Origin of the sequence: Candidatus Kuenenia stuttgartiensis (assembly GCF_900232105.1) — a bacterium.
Taxonomy (GTDB): domain Bacteria; phylum Planctomycetota; class Brocadiia; order Brocadiales; family Brocadiaceae; genus Kuenenia; species Kuenenia stuttgartiensis_A.
The window spans coordinates 1,595,877-1,615,337 of record NZ_LT934425.1 but is presented as its reverse complement, the minus strand read 5'-3'; the positions used below and the strand labels follow the sequence as shown (position 1 = coordinate 1,615,337).

Genomic DNA, 19,461 nt, shown 5'->3' with positions numbered 1-19,461 from the left:
AAATACTTTAACTCGCCACTTTTTCACCTCTTTTTTGTGCAATCGTATCCTATAACATTGGCATACATAGTTTTAATTTGAATTTAATTCGTTAGTTTGTTAGTATCTTTGCTTCTTTGTTTGTCTCGTAAGGCAGGTATTACCGCCTAAAAATAAACACGCGGACATAAATGTGAGTTTTATTTTTGGCTGCGGCTGCTTAAAAAGTATTTAAAAAAATGTTTTTGGCATTGAAATGTCATTTGGAGATAATAGGTTATGGTTTCTAAGGAATTGTTGGAAATACTCGCATGCCCGCTGTGCAAAACAGATGTTCGACTGGAGGGCGACAGGATTATTTGTGTGCAATGCGGGCGAAGGTATCCTGTAAAAGATGATATACCGGTTATGCTTATAGATGAAGCAGCGTTGCCAGAAACGAAAGAGAAGGAATCTTAATGGATAGAAAATCGCTGATTGCATTAATCATTTGCGGGGTAATAATGTTATTATACTACCCCATTATACTGCCTTTGCTATCTCCAAAAACAGAGAAGGTAACACAAGAGGAACTCTCTGCCGAAAAACGACGCCTCGAAACAAAAAATGAAATAAGGACGGTCATTCCTGCGTTGCTGCCTTCTCAGGAAACTTTGCGTGAGATGGACATACATGAAGAAGAAGTGGTGATTGAAAATGAATGTATTAGAACAGTGTGGATAAATGACGGTGCGGCGCTCAAATCGGTTAAACTAAAGGATTTTAAAAGTCAGGATTCGAAAGATACTTTAGAATTAATAAAAGATGCTGATACGGAATATCGCCCCCTCGCCATAAGCTATATATATCAAAAGGCAGATTTCCAAAGACAGAGATACAGGATAACGGATAGAAGCAAGGGAAGGATTTCGTTTAGCACAAGCCTGGAAAGCGGACTTAATCTTATCAAGACCGTTTCCATACCGGATGGTAAATACCAAGTGGATATGGAAATTGTATTGGAAAACAATACAGACGCTGAAATTTCTTTAGCATACGATATCATTGCCTCCTCCATGATTACGCACGAAGGCGTAATTTCGACAGATATTGCAGGGCTTGTCGGCATCGATATGGGGAACCATAAAATTAAATTAGTATCCACCGCACCGAAAGGGTTTCCTGCCAAAAATGAGTCTCGTGGCATTGTTTGGGCGGGTTCAACGAATAAGTATTTTGCCACAGTGTTGAAGCCTGCTTCCAGTGAATGGGTAGCATCTGTTCATCTTCAGGCATTTGATATGCAAGGTATGCCTTCAGAGGAAAAGGCGGAACAGGGTGATTTTATGGTCAGCTTGCAGACGGGGAGAATACACATAGCTCCGCATACGTCCGTCAGACATGGATATCTCTATTTTGTAGGCCCGAAGAAAGAAGAGGTTTTGGGTCAGTATGGCACCATGGATGCTATCATAAGTTATGGGTGGTTAAATGTCATAAGCAAACTGCTCCTTGGTTTTTTAAATGCTGTTCATAACGTAATTCCCAATTATGGCATTTCCATCATAGTATTAACGATAATTATCAAGGCTCTTTTGTTTCCGTTAACGAGAAAAAGCCAGGTTTCCATGTTTAGGATGCAACAGTTGCAACCGCTGATTAACCAGCTTAAGGAAAAATATAAAAACAATAAGCAAAAAATAGGCCAGGAACAGGTGTTGTTGTTTAAAAAATATGGTGTAAATCCAATGAGCGGCTGCTTGCCAATGATATTGCAATTGCCTGTTTTTTTTGCACTGTTCAGAACACTGCAGCTCTCTTTTGAAATGAGGCAGGCACCTTTTGTTTTTTGGATAAATGATCTTTCCATGCCTGACACACTGATGTATTTGCCGTTTACCATCCCTTTTCTCGGTAATACCCTGAATATCCTGCCGATAATAATGACAGGCGCTTCCTTTGTTCAGATGAAATTAACGCCGAAATCTCCAGCCACTGACCCACAGGCTCAGGCGCAGCAAAAAATGATGTCATTTATGCCAATTATGTTTGCGTTCATTTTATATAAAATGCCTTCAGGACTTACCCTTTATTGGACAACAAGCACTATATTCAGCATCGTTGAAAGCCTATTCATTAGAAAATCTATTAAAAAAATAAAAATAGTTTAGTGTGATCCCCCCTTTTTTTGCGCTCCCATAGCTAAATATTCAACAGGCAAAAAATATCCCTAATATAACCGTGACATCATATGCTTCCTGAAGTACAGGATACCATTCTTACCGTAGCAACGCCAGCAGGCAGATCCTTTCACGCAGTGATCAGGGTAAGCGGATCAGAAGCAATTCCCTCGATCCATGAAATATTTGTTCCTTCTGCTAATATAAAACTAGAAAACTTACAAACATTTGTTTCTATAAAAGGATGTATTTGTTTGCCTGCGGAGTCATTAAAAATTCCTGCTGTTTTATATGTGATGAGGCAGCCACATTCCTATACAAAAGAAGATATCGTGGAGATTCACACTTTGGGAGGCAGGCCAATCGGAGAAATGATTCTGCAATATATTTTACAAAAAAAAGAAGGATTAAAAGACGGTTTGCGGCTTTCGCGGCCGGGAGAATTTACAAAACGAGCATTTTTGCACGGACGAATAGATCTTGCGCAGGCGGAAGCGATAAAAAACCTCATTCGTTCGCAATCAGATTCAGAACTCGATTTGGCAATTTTGCAATTGTCAGGAAATGCTTCTCTGCGAATTAAAGATATTCAAAACAAAATAACCTCCCTTTGTACATATATTGAAATGTCCATTGACTTTTCAGACCAGGACATTGAATTAATATCCCGGATGGAAATGATAAACAAAATGGAAGATATTAGAAATGATATTGTTAATCTAATGAATAAGCCGTTGACGGATAAAATATCTTCTGAAGAAATTCGTACGGTACTATATGGCAAACCGAATGTGGGAAAATCGAGTTTGATTAACGCGCTGCTGGGGGAGAAAAGAGCTATTGTAAGTGACAGACCAGGGACTACGCGGGATATGGTTACCGGAGTTTTGGAAATAGGAAGCGTGTGTTTTAAATTAACAGATATAGCGGGTTTCGATGAAGCAAGAGAACCTGTTTTTTTACAAGCAAGAGAAAAGGCTCAAGGTGCCTTGAAAAGTGCACATCTGTTATTGCTTGTTTTTGCCGGTAATGAAAAAATGGATATCCAATCATTGGAAATAAATCATAGTGAGGTTGCCAATAATGTAATTGTGGTGGTCAACAAATGCGATTTAATGCCGGAGAGTTCTTCCTTTGAACTGCCGGAAGAAGTAAAAAAATATACTGTTGTGTATGTTTCTGCATTAACCGGCGAGGGATTGGAGAGATTAAAGACACTTATGTTTGATAAAGTTTTGGCCGGGCAGATAGAACGATCAAACACACTTCATTTTTTCAATGTTTATCAAAAAGACGCCATGCAACGGTCGTACGAACGAATAGAACAGGCGATAGCGTCTTTCAGAGATACTATGAGCGATGAATTTATTGCCATGGACCTGAGAATGGCAGTGGACATTCTTGGTGAAGTAGTAGGTGAAATTACGACAGAGGATATTTTAGATAAAATATTTCAGGAATTTTGTATTGGGAAGTGAAATGCGCGAGAGGCCTTCATGGGACGAATATTTTTTGAGGATTACAAAAGAAGTTGCGCGGCGGTCAACATGCCTGCGCAGACAGGTAGGTGCTGTTCTTGTTTTGGAAAAACATATTCTAGCCACAGGTTACAATGGAGCGCCAAGCGGGCTTCAGCACTGTCTGGAAATTGGCTGTTTGCGGGAACAATTAAGAGTGCCGCCTGGCGAACGCCACGAATTATGCCGGGGGCTTCATGCTGAAATGAATGCTCTTATACAAGCAGCGCGCTACGGAATAAAAATTTCGGGAGCAACCTTGTATAGCACAACCTGTCCATGTTCTTTGTGCGCTAAAATGCTGGTGAATGCCGGAATAAAGCGTATTGTTGCCATTTCCGATTACCCCGATGCCCTTGCAAAAGAAATACTTCATATGGCAAATGTCCCGGTTGACTTTGCAGGGCTTGAAGAACCTGTTGTGGGCGATGAAAAATAGTAACAAAACGCCTTTCAAAAATAAAAAGTTTTTGTCCTCGATAGTATACGTGTTAAACTCAATAATACAGTAAAAACGTTGAATTATTTTTGCTTGAAAATCAATAAAGCAGGTTTTTTGGTAAATCTTCTTGACATCATATATCTTGTATGATATATACTTCAGACTAACATATATAGCTATAAATGTGTTTTTGGTACCTTATCAGTAATTTCTTTAACGGTTTTTGTTAAAATATTTAATAGTGAAACCCGAAATACTGGATACGAAACGAATTCTAATGATAAAATGATTTTATATTCCAAACGAGCGCGTCTTTCGTGTTTCGTGCTTGTTTGGTTCTGGCTTCTCCATGTTAGGTTAAGGGCGCATGCAATGCTTGTTTTGTAAAGCGGATAATGACAAAGTGATTAATTCTCGTACAACAGCGGATGGTCTAAGTATTAAGCGCAGGCGGGAGTGTTTGGACTGCGGTCGTCGATATACTACATACGAGCGAGTTGAAGAAAATCCATTGCGTGTCGTTAAGAAAGATGGACGGCGCGAGATGTATGATCGGAAAAAAGTATTTAATGGTTTGCTGAAAGCGTGTGAGAAGCGGCCTGTCTCTACCGATATAATAGAAAATATCGTTGATGAAATAGAGCGCGAAATATATAGCAAATTCGACCGTGAAGTAAATGCAAACTTTATTGGTTCTCTGGTAATGCAGAAATTAAGGATTCTTGATATGGTTGCTTATGTTCGTTTTGCTTCTGTATACAGGGAATTTAAAGATATTTCGGAATTTATAGATGAGCTAAAACCGTTTATGCAGGGAACCAAGAAGAAGATGCGATGAAAGAACAACTACAAGTTATAGTATTAAACCTGTTAGGAGGTACGGAAAGATATGGGTAATATGATAGAGTATGTCGTAAAACGAGACGGAAGGACAGCTCCTTTTGTTGAAAAAAAGATTGCTGATGCGATTTTTAAGGCGGCGCAGGCTGTTGGGGGTAATGATCGTGCTTTGGCAGAAGAACTGGCTGTAGTGGTTTCTATGTTTTTGGCGAAGAAATACAATGGAAATCCCCCGGGCATAGAAAATATCCAGGACGTGGTGGAAAAGGTACTTATTGAGACGGGGCATGCGAAAACAGCGAAGGCTTACATTATATATAGAGACAAAAGGGCAAGAATTCGTGATTCGCTGAGGGTAAGAAAGCAATCCCAGAAAAGAGTGGATACTACAGATGTTTCTCTCATGGTCGATACGGAGACAAAGGACGAAACTTTTCCCTGGGATAAAAGAAAAGTCGCCGTAGCGCTGGAAAAGGAGGCGGATATCTCCGGAGAGGTTGCTGAAGAAATTGCAAGCGTAGTGGAGCAAAGGGTGTTTTCTTCAGGGTTGAACCGTATTTCAACGTCTTTAATCCGGGAGCTGGTGGATAATGAATTGTTTGAGCGTGGATACAGTAAAAAACTGGAAAAACAGGCCGTGCTTGGTATGCCCAAATATGATCTCGATGAGTTAATACTGTCAAAAAATAAGGAAAACAGCAACATTGCCACTAATAATCCGGAAGCAATAAATCTTGCAATTGCAGAAAACACTTTAAAACAATACGCGCTTCAGGAGGTTTTTTCCAAAGAGGTCTCTGAGGCACATCTAAGTGGGATGGTACATCTTCATGACCTTGGATATCCGACCAGAGTATATTGCTCTTCTCATTCTTTAGAGTATTTAAAAAAATATGGATTGTCGCTTGAGAATTTAGATACCGATTCAGCGCCAGCGAAGCACGCGCGTACATTGACAGGCCATTTAAATACATTCCTGGCTTCCATGCAGGCATATTATGCCGGGGCGTTAGGTGTGGGGTATATTAATATTATGTATGCTCCTTACCTTGAAGGGATGAGCCATCAGGAAATGAAGCAGGAGGCACAACACCTCATATTTAGCTGTTCGCAGAGCGCTTTTTCCAGGGGGGGGCAGACGTTATTTCTTGACTTTAATATACACACAGGCATTCCCGGTTATTTAAAAGATATACCCGCTATAGGTCCTGGTGGGAAACCGACGGGAAAAACTTATGGAGAGTATGCGGAAACGGCGAGGAGGTTTACTCTGGCGATGTTGGATGTTTGGAGGGAAGGGGATTGCTATGGCCATGTCTTTGCGTTTCCTAAATGTGATTTTCACATAAATGAAGAATCGTTTAAAGATCCGAAACAATATGAGCTTTTGGAATATGCCTGTCAGATTGCCAGTGAGAATGGCGTACCATACTTTGTATTTGACAGGGATGAGATAACCCTCTCTGCATGCTGCCGTTTACGTACTACAATTGATGATAATTATATGATCAAACATCCTGAAAGCATGCGTTTTTGCGGCTTTCAAAATATAACGATTAACCTGCCCCAGGCCTCCTATAAGGCGGGAAAAGGTAATTGGGATGCGCTTTACAAAGAGATTGATAAAGCAATTGAAATTGCGGTAAAGGCGCATCTTCAAAAAAAGAAATTTATCAGCAAACTAATGTCGGGACCGGAAATGCCTCTTTGGGAAATTGGAAAGAAAGCAAAAGATGGTCGTCCATACGTAGATCTTGAGGCGTCAACATATATTGTAGGCATTATTGGGTTAAATGAATGTTTGCAGTTTATGACGGGAAAAGAATTACATGAAGGCGATGATATGATCCGCCAGGGTTTGCGCGTGGTTTCCCACATGTATACGCGTGTGAAGGAAGCAGGGAAAAAGCATAAGTTGAAGTTTTCTTTGGAAGAATCTCCCGCCGAAAGTGCAAGTAGAAGATTGGCAAAGGTGGATATGCGAAATTTCCCTGAAGCGGCGGACGTTGTAAAAGGAAATGACGAAAGGGACGGCTTGTATTATACCAATAGCATACATCTTCGCCCGGATGCCCCGGTAGATATGATTACCAGAATATACCTTCAGAGTAAATTTCACACGATGATTGAATCTGGTGCAATAATACATGCATTTGTAGGAGAAGAAAGGCCGCCGGCCTCCAGCATTTTGAATCTCGTGAAAAAAACATTTAAGAATACACAGGCTGCTCAGGTTACCATATCTCCCGAGTTCACCATTTGCAACGATTGTAAAAAAGTCACAAAAAAACTTACGGATATTTGCGGCTATTGCGGGTCGAGAAATGTTTATGGTATAACAAGAATCGTAGGCTATTTCAGCCGTATAAATAATTGGAACAAATCTAAAATAAGTGAATTGGCGGACAGGCATAAGGGCAATTATCGTGTAGAGGATATTTTTACGGGCAAGAGTGCTTCTGTAGAATCTTGTGCGGCAAAAAGTTAGAATACGAGCTTTATTTAACATGGCAGCGGTAGTGGTGATGTTTTTCAAATTTTTATTTAGATTTTTTGAATGAATATACCAATTAAAGGTTTTATTGAAAATAGTCTCTTAGAGTGGGAAGGAAAGATTGCCTCCATCATTTTTCTGCCAACGTGCAATTTTCTCTGCCATTATTGTCATGCCCCGCATTTGGTGCAAACCCCGAATAAATTAGAATCAATACCTTTGGAGTCAGTAACGAAAAAACTACAGCAAAGTTTTGGGTGGATAGATGGCGTTGTTGTTTCGGGCGGAGAACCCACCATGTATAAGGAATTAGGCGAATTGCTGAAAATATTCAAGGATATTGGTGTTCTGGTGCGCTTAGATACAAACGGAACGAATCCTTATGCATTGAAAGATTTAATCGAAAAAGACCTTTTGGATTGTATTGCAATGGATGTAAAAGCGCCTCTTCGTAAAAATAAGTATGAAGAAATAGCTGGAACTCCCTGTAATGTAGAGGATATTGTAAATAGTATTCATATTATTATGGAGAGTGGCATTGAGTATGAATTCCGTACTACGGTCTGTCCTTCACAATTGGATCAATATGATATCGAGGATATCTCAATGTCCATAAGGGGTGCAGAACGATATATCATACAGTCCTTTAAACCGAATCATTGTTTGAATACGGATATGTTAAATGAAAAGCCCTATTCTTTTGAAATGCTCAGGGAATTTGCAATGGTGGCAGGCAAATATGTTAATTATTGCTGTGTCCGGGGAGATGAAGGAAAAGTTTTATCGAGAAATTGGTAGGTTCATTATACCGTTGGTCCCAATAATCTATGAGAGGGGGTGATATTTAATGCCGGTAAAGAAGTGTGGTACTTCCGCAAAAACAGGAGCAAAAAAAACAGCTACAAAGAGTGTTGGCACCAAAACGACAAAAGCAAAAACCGCAACAAAAGCAAAGACAACAACAGAAAAAGCGAAGACGACGACAAAAGCAAAAGCCAAGCCTGCTGCAAAGAAGGCGAAAAAGTAATAGCCAGTTTAATGTTATTTATATTTTAGCAGACACATGTATTCAAAAGTATTTATGTATACAGGTTATTAGGAACGAGACAGTTTTGCATACGTATTTTTATTGGTATGGGACCAATCTATGTGTAATGGGGGAAGGGCGTTTCGATTCTATCGGAACGTCCTTCTTTGTCATTAATTAGCCAACTAAAGGATCATGTGTTCCGCCTCTCCCCGCCCGTTTTTAACAGTAAATCGTGGGCTACGGAATGAAGGTTTTCAAAATTCCAGAATAGCATCGAGTCTGTAGAGATGTAAATGCCTCGCGTCTCTGTTAGCCAAAAGATTAATTTAGCACAAGAAGTTTTAATCTTTTTAACAAATCAATTAATAAACATATTCCTATCCCTCTCGAGAGGGGAATTTTAGCTGTCCCCTCATGGAAGGGGGTTTAGGGCAGGTAGAAAAGTCTTTACATACAACCTGTCCTCTTTTTTTGGAGCGGAACCTTAAAAAGTCGTTGCCAAAGATGGCAGAATTTGATGTTAAGGAATTTCAATCTTTTTAGTTAAGCAATTAACAAACCCAATGCGGCCCCTATGGTAGGCCATGTATCCTTGCATGGTTTTATGACATGAAATGCAATACGCTTGTCCTGTCAATGAGGAGAACTTTGGATGTCACCTCCCGGGAGAGGATCGAGGGGTAGGTAAAATAAAAACCGTCGGGGTTTTGTTTTTTAAAACCCAACCTAATTAAAAAAAGTAGCGCAGAGTTATGAAATTAAAGAAGCTGGAATTGTTCGGATTTAAATCGTTTGCCGAAAAAACCGAAGTTGTTTTTGAGGACGGCATAAATGTAATTGTCGGTCCCAATGGATGCGGCAAGAGTAATATAGTGGATGCTGTTAAATGGGTGCTTGGCGAACAAAGCGTTAAATCGTTGAGAGGCAATGAAATGTCGGATGTTATTTTTAATGGCACCGAAAAAAGGCCCTCTCTTGGTTATGCGGAAGTATCGTTGACTATTTTGAACAATAAGGGACTATTGCCTCTGGAATATACTGAAGTGTGTATTACGCGCAGGCTGTATGCTTCCGGAGAATCTGAATATCTTATTAATAAGCAAACCAGCAGATTAAAAGACATACGCGAACTTTTTGTAGATACAGGCTTTGGTTCAAATGCGTATTCTGTGATTGAACAAGGGAATGTCGATGCGTTACTCAGAGCGAATGCTCACGAAAGGCGTGCATTGTTTGAAGAGGCCGCAGGTATCAGCAGATTCAAATTACAGAAAAAAGCTGCTTTGTCTAAATTAGAACATGTGGAACAAAATTTGTTACGAATAGGCGACATTGTTGAGGAGCTACAAAAGCAGCTTCGTTCCATAAAAGTTCAGGCATCGAAGGCTAGAAGATATCAGGAGTACAGAGAACAATTAAAAAAACTAAAGGTAGGACTTTCGCTTAAAAATTACAGAGAGCTTGGTGACAATAAGGCGTCTGTTTCTGAACAAATAAAACAAATAGAAGAACAAAGACAAAAAGTAACCACTATTATAGATACTCTTAAATTACAAATAGATGAAGTTGAAGAGGCCTTGGAACAATTGGAACTGCAATCAGCGGCATTACAGACGGAAAAAATGAGCCTTGAGTCGCAAATATCAAAAGACGAGGATAAAATAAAATATAATACCGAACGTATTAAAGAATTAAAAACCCGGCGCGAAAGACTCTTGGAACAGCAAAAGACATTGGAAAATAAGATAGGCGAAACAAAAAACACTATTTTAAAATCTGAGGAAATGCTACACGTATTGACGCGGGATATAGGAACGGTACAAAACGACCATCAGAATAAAGAAATTTCAAGTAAACAAATAAACCTTGAATGCGATATTTTGTATCAGGGCATGGAAGAAAAAAAGGCGGAGGTTATTGCTACACTGCAAAAAGAATCTGGCGTACAGAATGAAATCGGCAGTTTGACTATGGAAAAAGAAACATTGATGGGGAGAGTGATGAGGCTTCAAAAAAGGCAGGACGAAATTGCTTCATCTCTGAATATGTTGAAATCGAGATATGAGACCGTTGCAGATGAAAAAAATACTATTACGATAGAGTATGATATTTTAGAAAGCAATTTATTCGCTTCAAAAGGCCGTATACAAGAAATTATTAACACAATCCGTTCCTTAGAAGACCAAATTAACCTAAAAAAACAATTGCAAAGCAGTAAAAAATCGCGACATGAAGTACTGATGGACTATGAGGTTCGCGCAGAGGGTATTGATTCAGGGGCAAAATGTATCGTTGGAGAATCGCAGAAAACAGATTCTGTTTTGAAAGGTATACAAGGCATGATTGTGGATATGCTGAAGGTGGATTTGCAGTATGCTCTTGCCATTGAAGCTGCATTGGGAGATAAGGTGCAAGGCATTGTTGTGAGCACCACGCAAAATGCAATAGAGGCGCTTGCCTTTCTACTGGAACATCAAAAAGGAAATGCCATTTTTTTCCCATTAGACCGTATGCATGGGCAATCTTCTCGCAATGAGGAAATTTTACAAAAACCAAATGTCATTAGCGTTGCAAGCCGTCTTGTTAATTGCAGGGAAGATATTCGGGAGGTAATAGAGGGATTTTTGGGCAATGTCCTTGTTGTTGAAAATCTTGAAGCTGCAATGTGGCTGAATAGCCAAGGCATCAATGTTCGCTGTGTAACACTGAATGGAGAGTTGTTTGAATTGGACGGGACAATCAGCGGCGGCAGAAAGCAGGGGCAGGTAGGCATTATTTCCCGAAGAAGTGAATTGGAGAAAATTGAAGATGAATTGCTCCGTATACAGGAGGAACTGGAGAGGCTTGAGGGGGAAAAGTATACGTATGTGGGCGAACTGACCGGGCTTGAAGAGAAAACTGCCCAATTGGCGGTAAAGATAGAACAGTTGAATTTACTGAAAATGTCAAAGGAAAATGAACTTTCGCAAAACAGACAAAAACAGGAAGAACTTCTGGCAGAAGAAAAGATGAACGAAGAGGAATCAGACGAAATAAACGGCGAAATAGAAAACACCCATGAACGCGAAATTTTATTGAGGGAAAGATTGGAAGTCCTCAATCAACGCCATGAAGCATTAAAAGAACAAATCGAAGAGACATCGATGCTTGTTAAAGAAAAGGAAGTTATAAGGAAGGAAATGCAGGAAGAAATTATGTCTTTAAAGGTGATGCTTGCACAGAAAGAAGAGAAAAAAGACAGTCTGGCAGAGACGTTAAACAAACTTTCCGCAGACCTGCAGGAAATGGAAGAACAGGTTCGGGATATAGCAGATGAGCATAAAAATTGTCAGCAGAAAATATTTGATGCGGAAATAGAAATCAAAAATACGGAACAACACATTGAGGCGCTTCAATCAGAAAAAATTGTTATTGATGAAAGGACGGAAAATCTGAGTGCAGAAATAGAAAGAAATGATTATCATGCCGCGGAATTACGTACATCCCTGGAAGGAAACCAGGCAGAATATGGGAGTGTAGAACAGCATCTTCAGGAATTGCGATTTAAAGAAAATGAATATAATATCCGTATAACCAATCTTGAGGAACGGATAAGAGAAGAATATAAACTTGAAATTTCCGAACTACACAGTAACCGTGAAGAAATTGAGCAGGAACTCAGCAGTTTGAAGGAGAAGCAAGCTCAGTCCGACGTTTCACCGGAGGAATTTTGGGAAGCGGTTTCTGTTGAAATAGAAGAATTACAAGGAAAAGTGGAGCGTTTGGGCAATGTGAATCTGGAAGCCATTGCGGAACAGGAAGACCTTGAAAGCCGGGAGGGTTTTCTCCTCACCCAAAAGGAGGATCTTGAAAAGTCGCATACGAGTCTGCTGAATCTGATAAAAAAAATTAATCATACGAGCCGTGAATCTTTTGAAAAAACCTTCCATGAAATCCGTGAAAATTTTCAAATGATGTTCCGGAAGCTGTTTGGCGGAGGAAAAGCAGATATAATTTTGGAGGAGAACGTTGATATCCTCGAAGCGGGAATTGAAATAGTTGCGCAGCCACCCAACAAAGAACTTCGTTCAATCACGCTCCTTTCCGGGGGAGAGAAAGTGATGATCACCGTGGCGTTGCTGTTTTCGGTATTTCAGACAAAACCAAGCCCCTTTTGCATCCTCGACGAGGTGGACGCCGCCCTGGATGAAAGCAACATCAACAGGTTCAGTCTTATTATTAAAGAGTTTACCAGAGACACGCAGTTTCTCATGATTACGCATAATAAAGTTACTATGAGCATTGCGGATGTGCTTTATGGCATCACGATGCAGGAACCAGGGGTATCAAAAAAGATTGCCGTGAAGTTTGATGAGATTGAGAAAAAGGTTGCTTAATACGCAGAATGGCAAAATGTGTTTGACAACAGATGAAGGAGTGAGTATCATTACCCGCAGTTGTTGAAATAAGAACAAATATATATGCGATGGAGTTCGCTTAATCGCTGCTATTGTAGCTAATAACTCCTGTCAAAGATTTCCTCTGGCAGGAGTTTTTTTATTTTGAAAAACCCCTGTCAAACGAATGGTTTTGGCAGGGGTTTTTCTGTTAAATTTACGTATAGGAATTTCAAAGTTTTTGTAGAGACGCATTGCATGTGTTTCCCCGTTTTGTTTATTCAGTTAAAAGTCGCCTAAGACCTAATTAATTCAATTAAGTAGATGAACAGCTACGTTTGTTTTTCCGGAGGATTTGAAGTTTCATGTTAGATGAATTTGTAGAACATAAGAAAGAAATATTGAGTGTAATTGAAAATATAGAGGACTTGTCAAAAAATGATGCTGGGATTGGAGACGGCCTGCTTGCTATGGTCAGGAAACGGTTGGTAACAAACAGCTTTAATCTGGTGGTTTTAGGACAGTTTAAAAGAGGCAAAACGACTCTTATCAACAGTTTAATTGGCAAAGAAGTCCTCCCATCATCGGTAGTCCCATTAACTTCTATTGTGACGATCCTGAGATTTAGCCATGAAATCAGATGTATAATTTTCATGGAAGATGGTAGTGAAAGGGAAATTAGTGTGGAGGAATTACCTCGGTATGTTACTGAAAAGGAAAATCCAGGAAATGTACGCAGAGTGCGATGCGCTATCATTGAATATCCGTCACCTTTTCTTGAAGCGGGGATGATGCTGGTCGATACCCCGGGAGTGGGATCAACCTTTCTGCATAACACGGAAACGACGTATGGATTTTTAGACCACCTTGATGCCGCATTGTTCCTTATGAGCGCTGATGTTCCCATCTCACAGGTGGAAAAGGAACTCCTTGATACCATCAAAGATTCCACACAGAAGATATTCTTCGTGTTAAACAAGATTGATAATCTGACTTCGAACGAGATGGAGGAAATAGTCGCCTTTAATAAACAGGTGTTAGAGGAGATGGGGTTTGCCGTGCATAAAATCTGGCCTATTTCTGCCAGAGAAGCACTGAAGGCAAAAATAATCAACAATGACGTTCAGCTTTTACAGAGTGGTCTTTTGGAACTTGCAGACGCGTTGGGGAGTTTTCTTTCTTCAGAAAAAGGGAAGATTGTCCTGAATACAACAATATCCAAGACACAGCGGTTTATCTCCCGGAAATTATCTCAGATAGCTATTGAGAAGAGAACATTGGAGGCTTCCGGTGAAGAATTAGAGGATAAGCTAAACACCTTTTATAAACTGGTTACAAACCTGAAACAGGATAGAGAGGATATTGCTTATCTGCTCAAGGGCGAATCCGACAAGTTGTGTTTGAAGGTGGAGGATATGCTAAAGTCTTTAGAAGAAAAAGAGACAGCGAGAATAAAACAATGTCTTGTGGATTTCTATGAAAAAAATCCTGAGTTTAGTCCAACAGTTTTTCGGGATGAGATGCAAAAGGTTATCAAAGAAGAGATTGTCAGGGGATTCGATGTGTTTAGAAAGGATTCCGAGCAGGTGATTTCTAATAATATGCAGGAGGCCTTTAACCGTTTTACGAAACGTTCCAACGATATTATACGTGAGTTTAAAACGGCTGCCGAGCTACTCTTTGAGGTAGCTATGGACACGACGGAATTTGCAGTGGAACTGACGAAAGACAATAACTTTTATTATATGGTGCAGGAATATACGGCGCCTACCGAAGAAGAAGTTAAGTCTATTCTGCGTACTTTTCTGCCTAAATCTATGAGCAGGAAGATGGTTTTTCATGAGATGATGGAAAGGGTGTCTTCTGATGTAAGCCGGAATTGCGGCAGAACACGCTCAGACCTTACAACAAGGATTCACAAGACCATTAACTACTATGCAAAACAATTGAAAGACCTTGGAAGCGACCTTATAGAGCAAATTGAACAAGCTATTCAAAAGGGTCAGGAGAGACGAAAGGCGGGCGATGAGTTTGTACGGATTGAGTTAGAGTTATTGGCAAGCAAGGCTAAGAAGCTGGAAGAACACAAAGGAAAACTGACAAATATTTGGGATGCCATTAATTTGGTTGACGTAAAGCAGGAGCAAATAAACATGGTAATGGTATAAGGTGTGGTTCTGAATAAAGAGGCGATGGAGTTCGCCTGATTGCTATGTGATAGCTGATAACTCCTATTGAAGTCTTGCTTCGACAGGTGTTTTTATTGGGGAAAATCTCTTGTCGGAGCATTAGTCTTGACAAGGGGTTTTTTGTTATGCCGTTATATTTCCAAATTGAAATATAAGCAAAAGAAATAATGCCCTTGTCGAATTTTTATAGGAGGGAGATATGGAAAAAGCAATTGGCATTATTGAGAAAAAAATACGAGATGCATCTTGGGAAGACGTGAAAAATGTGTTTGACACCTTCCGCCACCTTGCCGCAACCCTAAAACAGGATAAGGAAAATATTTTGTATTTGATCGAGGACAAATTGGGTATGTTGTGCTTAAAGGCAAAGGAAATGGTAAAGGATTTTGAGGAAAAGGAAATACTGAGGACAAAGCAATGTCTCCATGATTTTTTTGGAAAAAGTCCGGATACCAATTCCACCGTTTTGAGAAATGAAATGCAGAAAATTATCAAGCAGGAAATTGGTAAGGGGTTTGATGTGTTTCAAAATGACTTTGAGAGGGCAATCTTAAAGAATATGCAAGAGACTGTCGACCATCTTCTGCGGCATACCAGAGACATGATCCGTGAGTTTGAAACAGCCTTAGAAATCCTCTTTGAGATACCTATGGGCCAATTTGAATATTCTATGGATATATACAAGGATGGTAATTTTTATTGCATAGTCCAGGAGCATACGACAACTTCTGGTAATAAGTTTCATTCCATTCTGCACTCCTTTCTTTCACAACCGGCCCGCCGAAAACTGGTTTTACATGAGATGATATCAGAAATAGCATCCAACGTCAGCAGTAATTGCGACAGGATACTCTGTGACGCCACAACAGGGATTTGCGCAACGATTGAATATTATACCCGGCAACTGAAAGGCCTTGGGAACGACCCTATTGCGCGAATAGAACAAGCTATGCAAGAGGGGATAACACAACGAAGCGCAGAAAATGGAATTAGTAAATTAGTCCATCGGAAACTTTTAACCGCGTAATGGCAACGCGTGTCTTGCCACTCACGTGAATTGTTACCGTGCATACCTAATTTGATGGATTCCCATGCTGGTGTAATGAGAAGGATGGCAAGGAAAGTGATAAAGAGGATGCATCATGCTGAATAAAGATCAAAAAAGAGGACTTACGATAGCCCTTCGTATTATGGAGGAAAATATCCGGTATATTGAACAAGTATTCAATAACGACGACTATAATGGCATCCTTTACGATACGAAGTGCAACATGGACGAAGGAGTCAAAAGAGAAATTTTTAAAAGGACATTGCTTATAAAAAACAGAATAAAGGCGCTTTCAGAAAGATTTGATCTTGAAAAGGAACTGAGAGATCCGATAAAGGAGATTTTTGGGAAAATGGTAACACTTTAGTTCTTTGAAAAATTCCAATAATCCCGAAGGGATGAAATGATTATAGAAATTATACGAAAAACCCATAATTAACCCCGAAGGGGTGATATAATTTTATCTTTCATGAAACACCGGACAATGGCGATTATGTCATCCCTTCGGGATTAGGCGTGGTTTTACCGTGTTTTTCTATAATCATATTACCCCTTCGGGGTTCTCCTTTTTTCTCGGAATTTTTCAAAAAGCTAAAGTGTTACGGAAAATGTCTTCATGCTGGTGTATCCTTGAAGATGCCAAAGCAAGGAAGTTGAAAAGGTATGGAGTCGTTGCAAATGAGCTTGAAGACGTTCTCGACCCACACCTTAATGGAATTATTGATTTGATTTTTGATATGGAACGTCTTTTATTAGAAAAGCCAGGCGGAAAATCAGAAAAGGAGTCGATTTTATGATAAACATAAAAGATGGCGATATAAACAATCGGGGGTATGGCACGCCAGTTATTGAGGTCGATGCCTGTGTGCCTTCAGAAACGGCTGAGGAAGCGGCACCGGTAGGTACCGCCAGGGCAACCCTCGCTTTTATCCTACTCGTTCTCGGTATACTGGCTTTCATATTGGACGTCTTTTACTAGAAAAGTCCAACAAGACATTATATAAGGAGTCGATTTTATGTCAGAAACAAAAGGTACTGATATAAGCAATCAGAAGTGTAACAAACTGGTTACTGGGGCCGATGCCTGTGAGCCGTTTGAAACGGCTAAGAAAGCTGGGCTGGTAGGTCGTGCAAGGACGAATCTTGACGCTTTAACCCTGCTTGGTCTCGGTATACTTGCGGGGGTCTTTATTGCGCTTGGTATGCAACTATCCGTGTTAGTAACCCATACCGCAACCTCTAGCTATGGTTTAAACCAACTTGTCGGGGGTGTGGCTTTTACTCTGTCGATGGTTTTAATAGTAATCACCGGCGCAGAACTTTTTATGGGAAACCCTCTTGTCGCAATGTCTTTTCTATCCGGGAAAATTACCGGCAGGGCATTTACGAGGAATGTAATCATAGCGTTTATTGGTAATCTTATTGGAGCGTTAACCTTGGTGGTATGGATATACAAATCTGAGCAGTGGATGATGAGCAATTACCTGCTGGGCGCAAAAATTATTCTCATGGCTAACGAGAAAGTAAACACCTCGTTTGGTGTACTCCTGGCGCGCGGAATGATGGGCAATGCACTGATATGTCTGGGTGTTTGGCTGTGTTACTGCAGTAAAAGCAATATTGATAAAATACTGTCATTGCTGTGGCCTGTTTCCTGTATCATGGCATGTGGGTTTGAGCACGGTGCTGTCAATATGTGGCTTATCCCCATGGGGATTATTCTGAAAGACAACCGAATGGTGCTGACCGTTGCAGAAAAGGTACATGGTGGGAGACTAGACCTTTCCAATCTCACCTTTTTTAAAGGATTTTTATTCGATAATTTGTGTCCTGTCGTTCTCGGAAATGTAATCGGTGGTGTTGTGTTAGTTGCAGGTGCGTACTGGTTTGTATATTTACGCTTTCCTGAGAAGGGAAAGGAGGTTTAGGGTTAATGGGAAACGATATGTCAGAATTCCGCCGGGCAGCACATGCCGGTGCCGCGCATTCGCCTGTGCAAACCGCTGCCATTGTTGAAAACAAGGCTGTCGCAAGGGCAGGATTGCGTGTTATGCAGACCTTTATATTGAGTATCATGGCCGGGATATTTGTTGCCATGGGCGCACAGTTTGCTACTTTTGTAACGAGTGATTCTGCTCTCCATTTAGGCATTACCTCTCTTATTATGGGTATAGTGTTTTCACTCGGACTCATACTGGTTGAAACCGCCGGGGCCGAACTCTTTACCGGTAACAATCTCAACGTTATGGGCTATCTTAGCAAACGTATTACAACCCGGGACTTGCTCAGGATATGGATTATTGTGTATGTGGGTAACTTTATAGGCGGGATCCTGATGGTCTTCTGGATGTATCTGGCTCATCAATGGGAATTTTTTCATTTTATGACGGGCGCAAAGGCGTTGCTTATTGCCCACAAAAAGACTACCCTCTCTTTTGAGGCAGCCCTGGCAAGAGGTGTGCTTTGCAATGCCTTGGTATGCCTTAATGTTTGGTTATGTTATAGTGGTAGAAGCATGGCAGATAAGGTGCTTTCGGTTCTGTTTCCTATCGGCGGTTTTGTTGCCAGCGGGTTTGAACATTGTGTTGCGAACATGTATTTTATCCCGATGGGTTTGGTATTGCGGAAAAACCAGGCTGTCGTTGCTGCTGCAGAAGAGATGGCAGGTAAAACATTAGATATTTCACAACTTACATGGAAGGGATTTTTTATAAATAACCTCTTTCCGGTCACCATTGGAAACTTTGTGGGCGGCGTTGTTTTGGTGGGCGTGGTATTCTGGTTTATTTACCTGCGGCCTCACAACTGCTATAGTAAGCGATAAAAGTAAGTTGTTATTCCTGCGAAAGCAGCAATCCGGTTTTCTGTTTCATTTCTCTGGATTCTCATTTAATTCAAAGGATGGATGTATCATGACATTTTATTGTCCGGAATGTTGGAAGGAAATAAATGCGGTTGAGGAAACATGTCCTTTCTGTAATGCGGATATATTGAAATATGAAGGCATGGATTATGAGAAAAAATTGATAAATGCGCTAAGGCATACAGAACCGGAAACAGTTCTGCGGGCAGTATATATCGTAGGCAGGCTGAAAAGTGAAAAAGCGGTGAAACCTCTTATTACACTCTTTAAAAAAACGGACAGTACCTTTTTAAAGATTGCAATACTCAATACTCTCTGGGAAATAGGAATTCCCACGTCTGTAGAGTTTATTGTAAATCGATCTGATTTGGAAGTGGGAATTGTTGGGAGAACGGCAAGGGACTTGACATACAGGTACATTACTAAATCACAGTGAAAAAGCGAGTTGAATAATTAAGAGTCAAAATAAATGGATAGAGCAAACGAGGTATATTCGCGAATTATCGGCGTCCTTCTTCTGGTTA

17 protein-coding genes and 2 riboswitches are annotated in these 19,461 nt (G+C 40.3%); all 17 genes read left to right on the top strand.

Features of this window, described 5'->3' with window-relative positions; all coding sequences use genetic code 11:
• The first annotated feature begins 258 nt into the window (after positions 1-258).
• The 17 genes from KSMBR1_RS07375 to KSMBR1_RS07295 all read left to right on the top strand — a co-directional run bounded on the left by KSMBR1_RS07375 (position 259) and on the right by KSMBR1_RS07295 (position 19,373).
• Entirely contained in the window at positions 259-438 is a 180-nt protein-coding gene (locus KSMBR1_RS07375) for a Trm112 family protein (RefSeq protein ID WP_099324741.1), read from the top strand.
• Positions 438-2,129 carry a membrane protein insertase YidC gene (yidC, locus tag KSMBR1_RS07370; protein ID WP_099324740.1) on the top strand — a complete coding sequence of 564 codons (1,692 nt, stop codon included), beginning with the start codon at positions 438-440 and terminating at the stop codon, positions 2,127-2,129. Before KSMBR1_RS07375 ends, yidC begins: the two co-directional genes overlap by 1 nt.
• Before the next feature lie 80 nt (positions 2,130-2,209).
• The gene (gene mnmE / locus KSMBR1_RS07365; RefSeq protein WP_099324739.1) at positions 2,210-3,616 is read left to right on the top strand and encodes a tRNA uridine-5-carboxymethylaminomethyl(34) synthesis GTPase MnmE; all 1,407 of its coding nucleotides are present in this window, start codon (positions 2,210-2,212) and stop codon (positions 3,614-3,616) included.
• A gap of 1 nt (position 3,617) precedes the next feature.
• Positions 3,618-4,094 (top strand): deoxycytidylate deaminase, encoded by a 477-nt coding sequence (locus KSMBR1_RS07360; RefSeq protein WP_099324738.1) that lies wholly within the window; start codon positions 3,618-3,620, stop codon positions 4,092-4,094.
• Between the two features lie 370 nt (positions 4,095-4,464).
• Positions 4,465-4,935: a transcriptional regulator NrdR gene (gene nrdR / locus KSMBR1_RS07355; RefSeq protein ID WP_099324737.1), complete on the top strand. Its 471-nt coding sequence runs from the start codon at positions 4,465-4,467 to the stop codon at positions 4,933-4,935.
• Positions 4,936-4,986: 51 nt separating this feature from the next.
• Entirely contained in the window at positions 4,987-7,425 is a 2,439-nt protein-coding gene (gene nrdD / locus KSMBR1_RS07350) for an anaerobic ribonucleoside-triphosphate reductase (RefSeq protein WP_099324736.1), read from the top strand.
• Positions 7,426-7,494: 69 nt separating this feature from the next.
• A complete protein-coding gene (locus KSMBR1_RS07345; protein ID WP_099324735.1) occupies positions 7,495-8,229 on the top strand; it encodes an anaerobic ribonucleoside-triphosphate reductase activating protein in 735 nt (244 codons plus the stop codon).
• 49 nt (positions 8,230-8,278) lie between these two features.
• Entirely contained in the window at positions 8,279-8,458 is a 180-nt protein-coding gene (locus KSMBR1_RS20855) for a hypothetical protein (RefSeq protein ID WP_157820442.1), read from the top strand.
• A 755-nt stretch (positions 8,459-9,213) separates the two neighbouring features.
• Positions 9,214-12,837, top strand: coding sequence for a chromosome segregation protein SMC (gene smc, locus KSMBR1_RS07335; protein ID WP_099324733.1), 3,624 nt, complete (start codon positions 9,214-9,216; stop codon positions 12,835-12,837).
• A gap of 76 nt (positions 12,838-12,913) precedes the next feature.
• Positions 12,914-12,976, top strand: a riboswitch (Fluoride riboswitch).
• Between the two features lie 226 nt (positions 12,977-13,202).
• The gene (locus tag KSMBR1_RS07330) at positions 13,203-15,005 is read left to right on the top strand and encodes a dynamin family protein (protein ID WP_099324732.1); all 1,803 of its coding nucleotides are present in this window, start codon (positions 13,203-13,205) and stop codon (positions 15,003-15,005) included.
• Positions 15,006-15,016: 11 nt separating this feature from the next.
• Positions 15,017-15,078: riboswitch (Fluoride riboswitch) on the top strand.
• 147 nt (positions 15,079-15,225) lie between these two features.
• Positions 15,226-16,053, top strand: a complete 828-nt coding sequence (locus tag KSMBR1_RS07325; RefSeq protein WP_099324731.1) for a hypothetical protein — start codon at positions 15,226-15,228, stop codon at positions 16,051-16,053.
• Positions 16,054-16,168: 115 nt separating this feature from the next.
• Positions 16,169-16,441, top strand: a complete 273-nt coding sequence (locus KSMBR1_RS07320; protein WP_099324730.1) for a hypothetical protein — start codon at positions 16,169-16,171, stop codon at positions 16,439-16,441.
• Positions 16,442-16,682: 241 nt separating this feature from the next.
• Positions 16,683-16,871 carry a hypothetical protein gene (locus KSMBR1_RS07315; protein WP_157820441.1) on the top strand — a complete coding sequence of 63 codons (189 nt, stop codon included), beginning with the start codon at positions 16,683-16,685 and terminating at the stop codon, positions 16,869-16,871.
• The gene (locus tag KSMBR1_RS07310) at positions 16,868-17,053 is read left to right on the top strand and encodes a hypothetical protein (protein WP_099324728.1); all 186 of its coding nucleotides are present in this window, start codon (positions 16,868-16,870) and stop codon (positions 17,051-17,053) included. Before KSMBR1_RS07315 ends, KSMBR1_RS07310 begins: the two co-directional genes overlap by 4 nt.
• Positions 17,054-17,090: 37 nt before the next feature.
• The gene (locus KSMBR1_RS07305; protein WP_099324727.1) at positions 17,091-18,002 is read left to right on the top strand and encodes a formate/nitrite transporter family protein; all 912 of its coding nucleotides are present in this window, start codon (positions 17,091-17,093) and stop codon (positions 18,000-18,002) included.
• A gap of 5 nt (positions 18,003-18,007) precedes the next feature.
• Positions 18,008-18,898 (top strand): formate/nitrite transporter family protein, encoded by an 891-nt coding sequence (locus KSMBR1_RS07300; RefSeq protein WP_099324726.1) that lies wholly within the window; start codon positions 18,008-18,010, stop codon positions 18,896-18,898.
• 88 nt (positions 18,899-18,986) lie between these two features.
• Complete coding sequence (locus KSMBR1_RS07295) at positions 18,987-19,373, top strand: HEAT repeat domain-containing protein (protein WP_099324725.1); 387 nt, start codon at positions 18,987-18,989, stop codon at positions 19,371-19,373.
• Positions 19,374-19,461 lie beyond the last annotated feature (88 nt).

Excerpts from the sequence above, each read along its gene's own strand:
- KSMBR1_RS07295 (WP_099324725.1), top strand. The coding sequence starts at position 18,987 with ATGACATTTTATTGTCCGGAATGTTGGAAGGAAATAAATGCGGTTGAG.
- nrdR (WP_099324737.1), top strand. The coding sequence starts at position 4,465 with ATGCAATGCTTGTTTTGTAAAGCGGATAATGACAAAGTGATTAATTCT.
- nrdD (WP_099324736.1), top strand. The coding sequence starts at position 4,987 with ATGGGTAATATGATAGAGTATGTCGTAAAACGAGACGGAAGGACAGCT.
- KSMBR1_RS07325 (WP_099324731.1), top strand. The coding sequence starts at position 15,226 with ATGGAAAAAGCAATTGGCATTATTGAGAAAAAAATACGAGATGCATCT.
- KSMBR1_RS07300 (WP_099324726.1), top strand. The coding sequence starts at position 18,008 with ATGGGAAACGATATGTCAGAATTCCGCCGGGCAGCACATGCCGGTGCC.
- KSMBR1_RS07305 (WP_099324727.1), top strand. The coding sequence starts at position 17,091 with ATGTCAGAAACAAAAGGTACTGATATAAGCAATCAGAAGTGTAACAAA.
- smc (WP_099324733.1), top strand. The coding sequence starts at position 9,214 with ATGAAATTAAAGAAGCTGGAATTGTTCGGATTTAAATCGTTTGCCGAA.
- KSMBR1_RS07310 (WP_099324728.1), top strand. The coding sequence starts at position 16,868 with ATGATAAACATAAAAGATGGCGATATAAACAATCGGGGGTATGGCACG.
- KSMBR1_RS07375 (WP_099324741.1), top strand. The coding sequence starts at position 259 with ATGGTTTCTAAGGAATTGTTGGAAATACTCGCATGCCCGCTGTGCAAA.
- KSMBR1_RS07315 (WP_157820441.1), top strand. The coding sequence starts at position 16,683 with ATGTCTTCATGCTGGTGTATCCTTGAAGATGCCAAAGCAAGGAAGTTG.
- yidC (WP_099324740.1), top strand. The coding sequence starts at position 438 with ATGGATAGAAAATCGCTGATTGCATTAATCATTTGCGGGGTAATAATG.
- KSMBR1_RS07360 (WP_099324738.1), top strand. The coding sequence starts at position 3,618 with ATGCGCGAGAGGCCTTCATGGGACGAATATTTTTTGAGGATTACAAAA.
- KSMBR1_RS20855 (WP_157820442.1), top strand. The coding sequence starts at position 8,279 with ATGCCGGTAAAGAAGTGTGGTACTTCCGCAAAAACAGGAGCAAAAAAA.
- KSMBR1_RS07330 (WP_099324732.1), top strand. The coding sequence starts at position 13,203 with ATGTTAGATGAATTTGTAGAACATAAGAAAGAAATATTGAGTGTAATT.
- KSMBR1_RS07320 (WP_099324730.1), top strand. The coding sequence starts at position 16,169 with ATGCTGAATAAAGATCAAAAAAGAGGACTTACGATAGCCCTTCGTATT.
- KSMBR1_RS07345 (WP_099324735.1), top strand. The coding sequence starts at position 7,495 with ATGAATATACCAATTAAAGGTTTTATTGAAAATAGTCTCTTAGAGTGG.
- mnmE (WP_099324739.1), top strand. The coding sequence starts at position 2,210 with ATGCTTCCTGAAGTACAGGATACCATTCTTACCGTAGCAACGCCAGCA.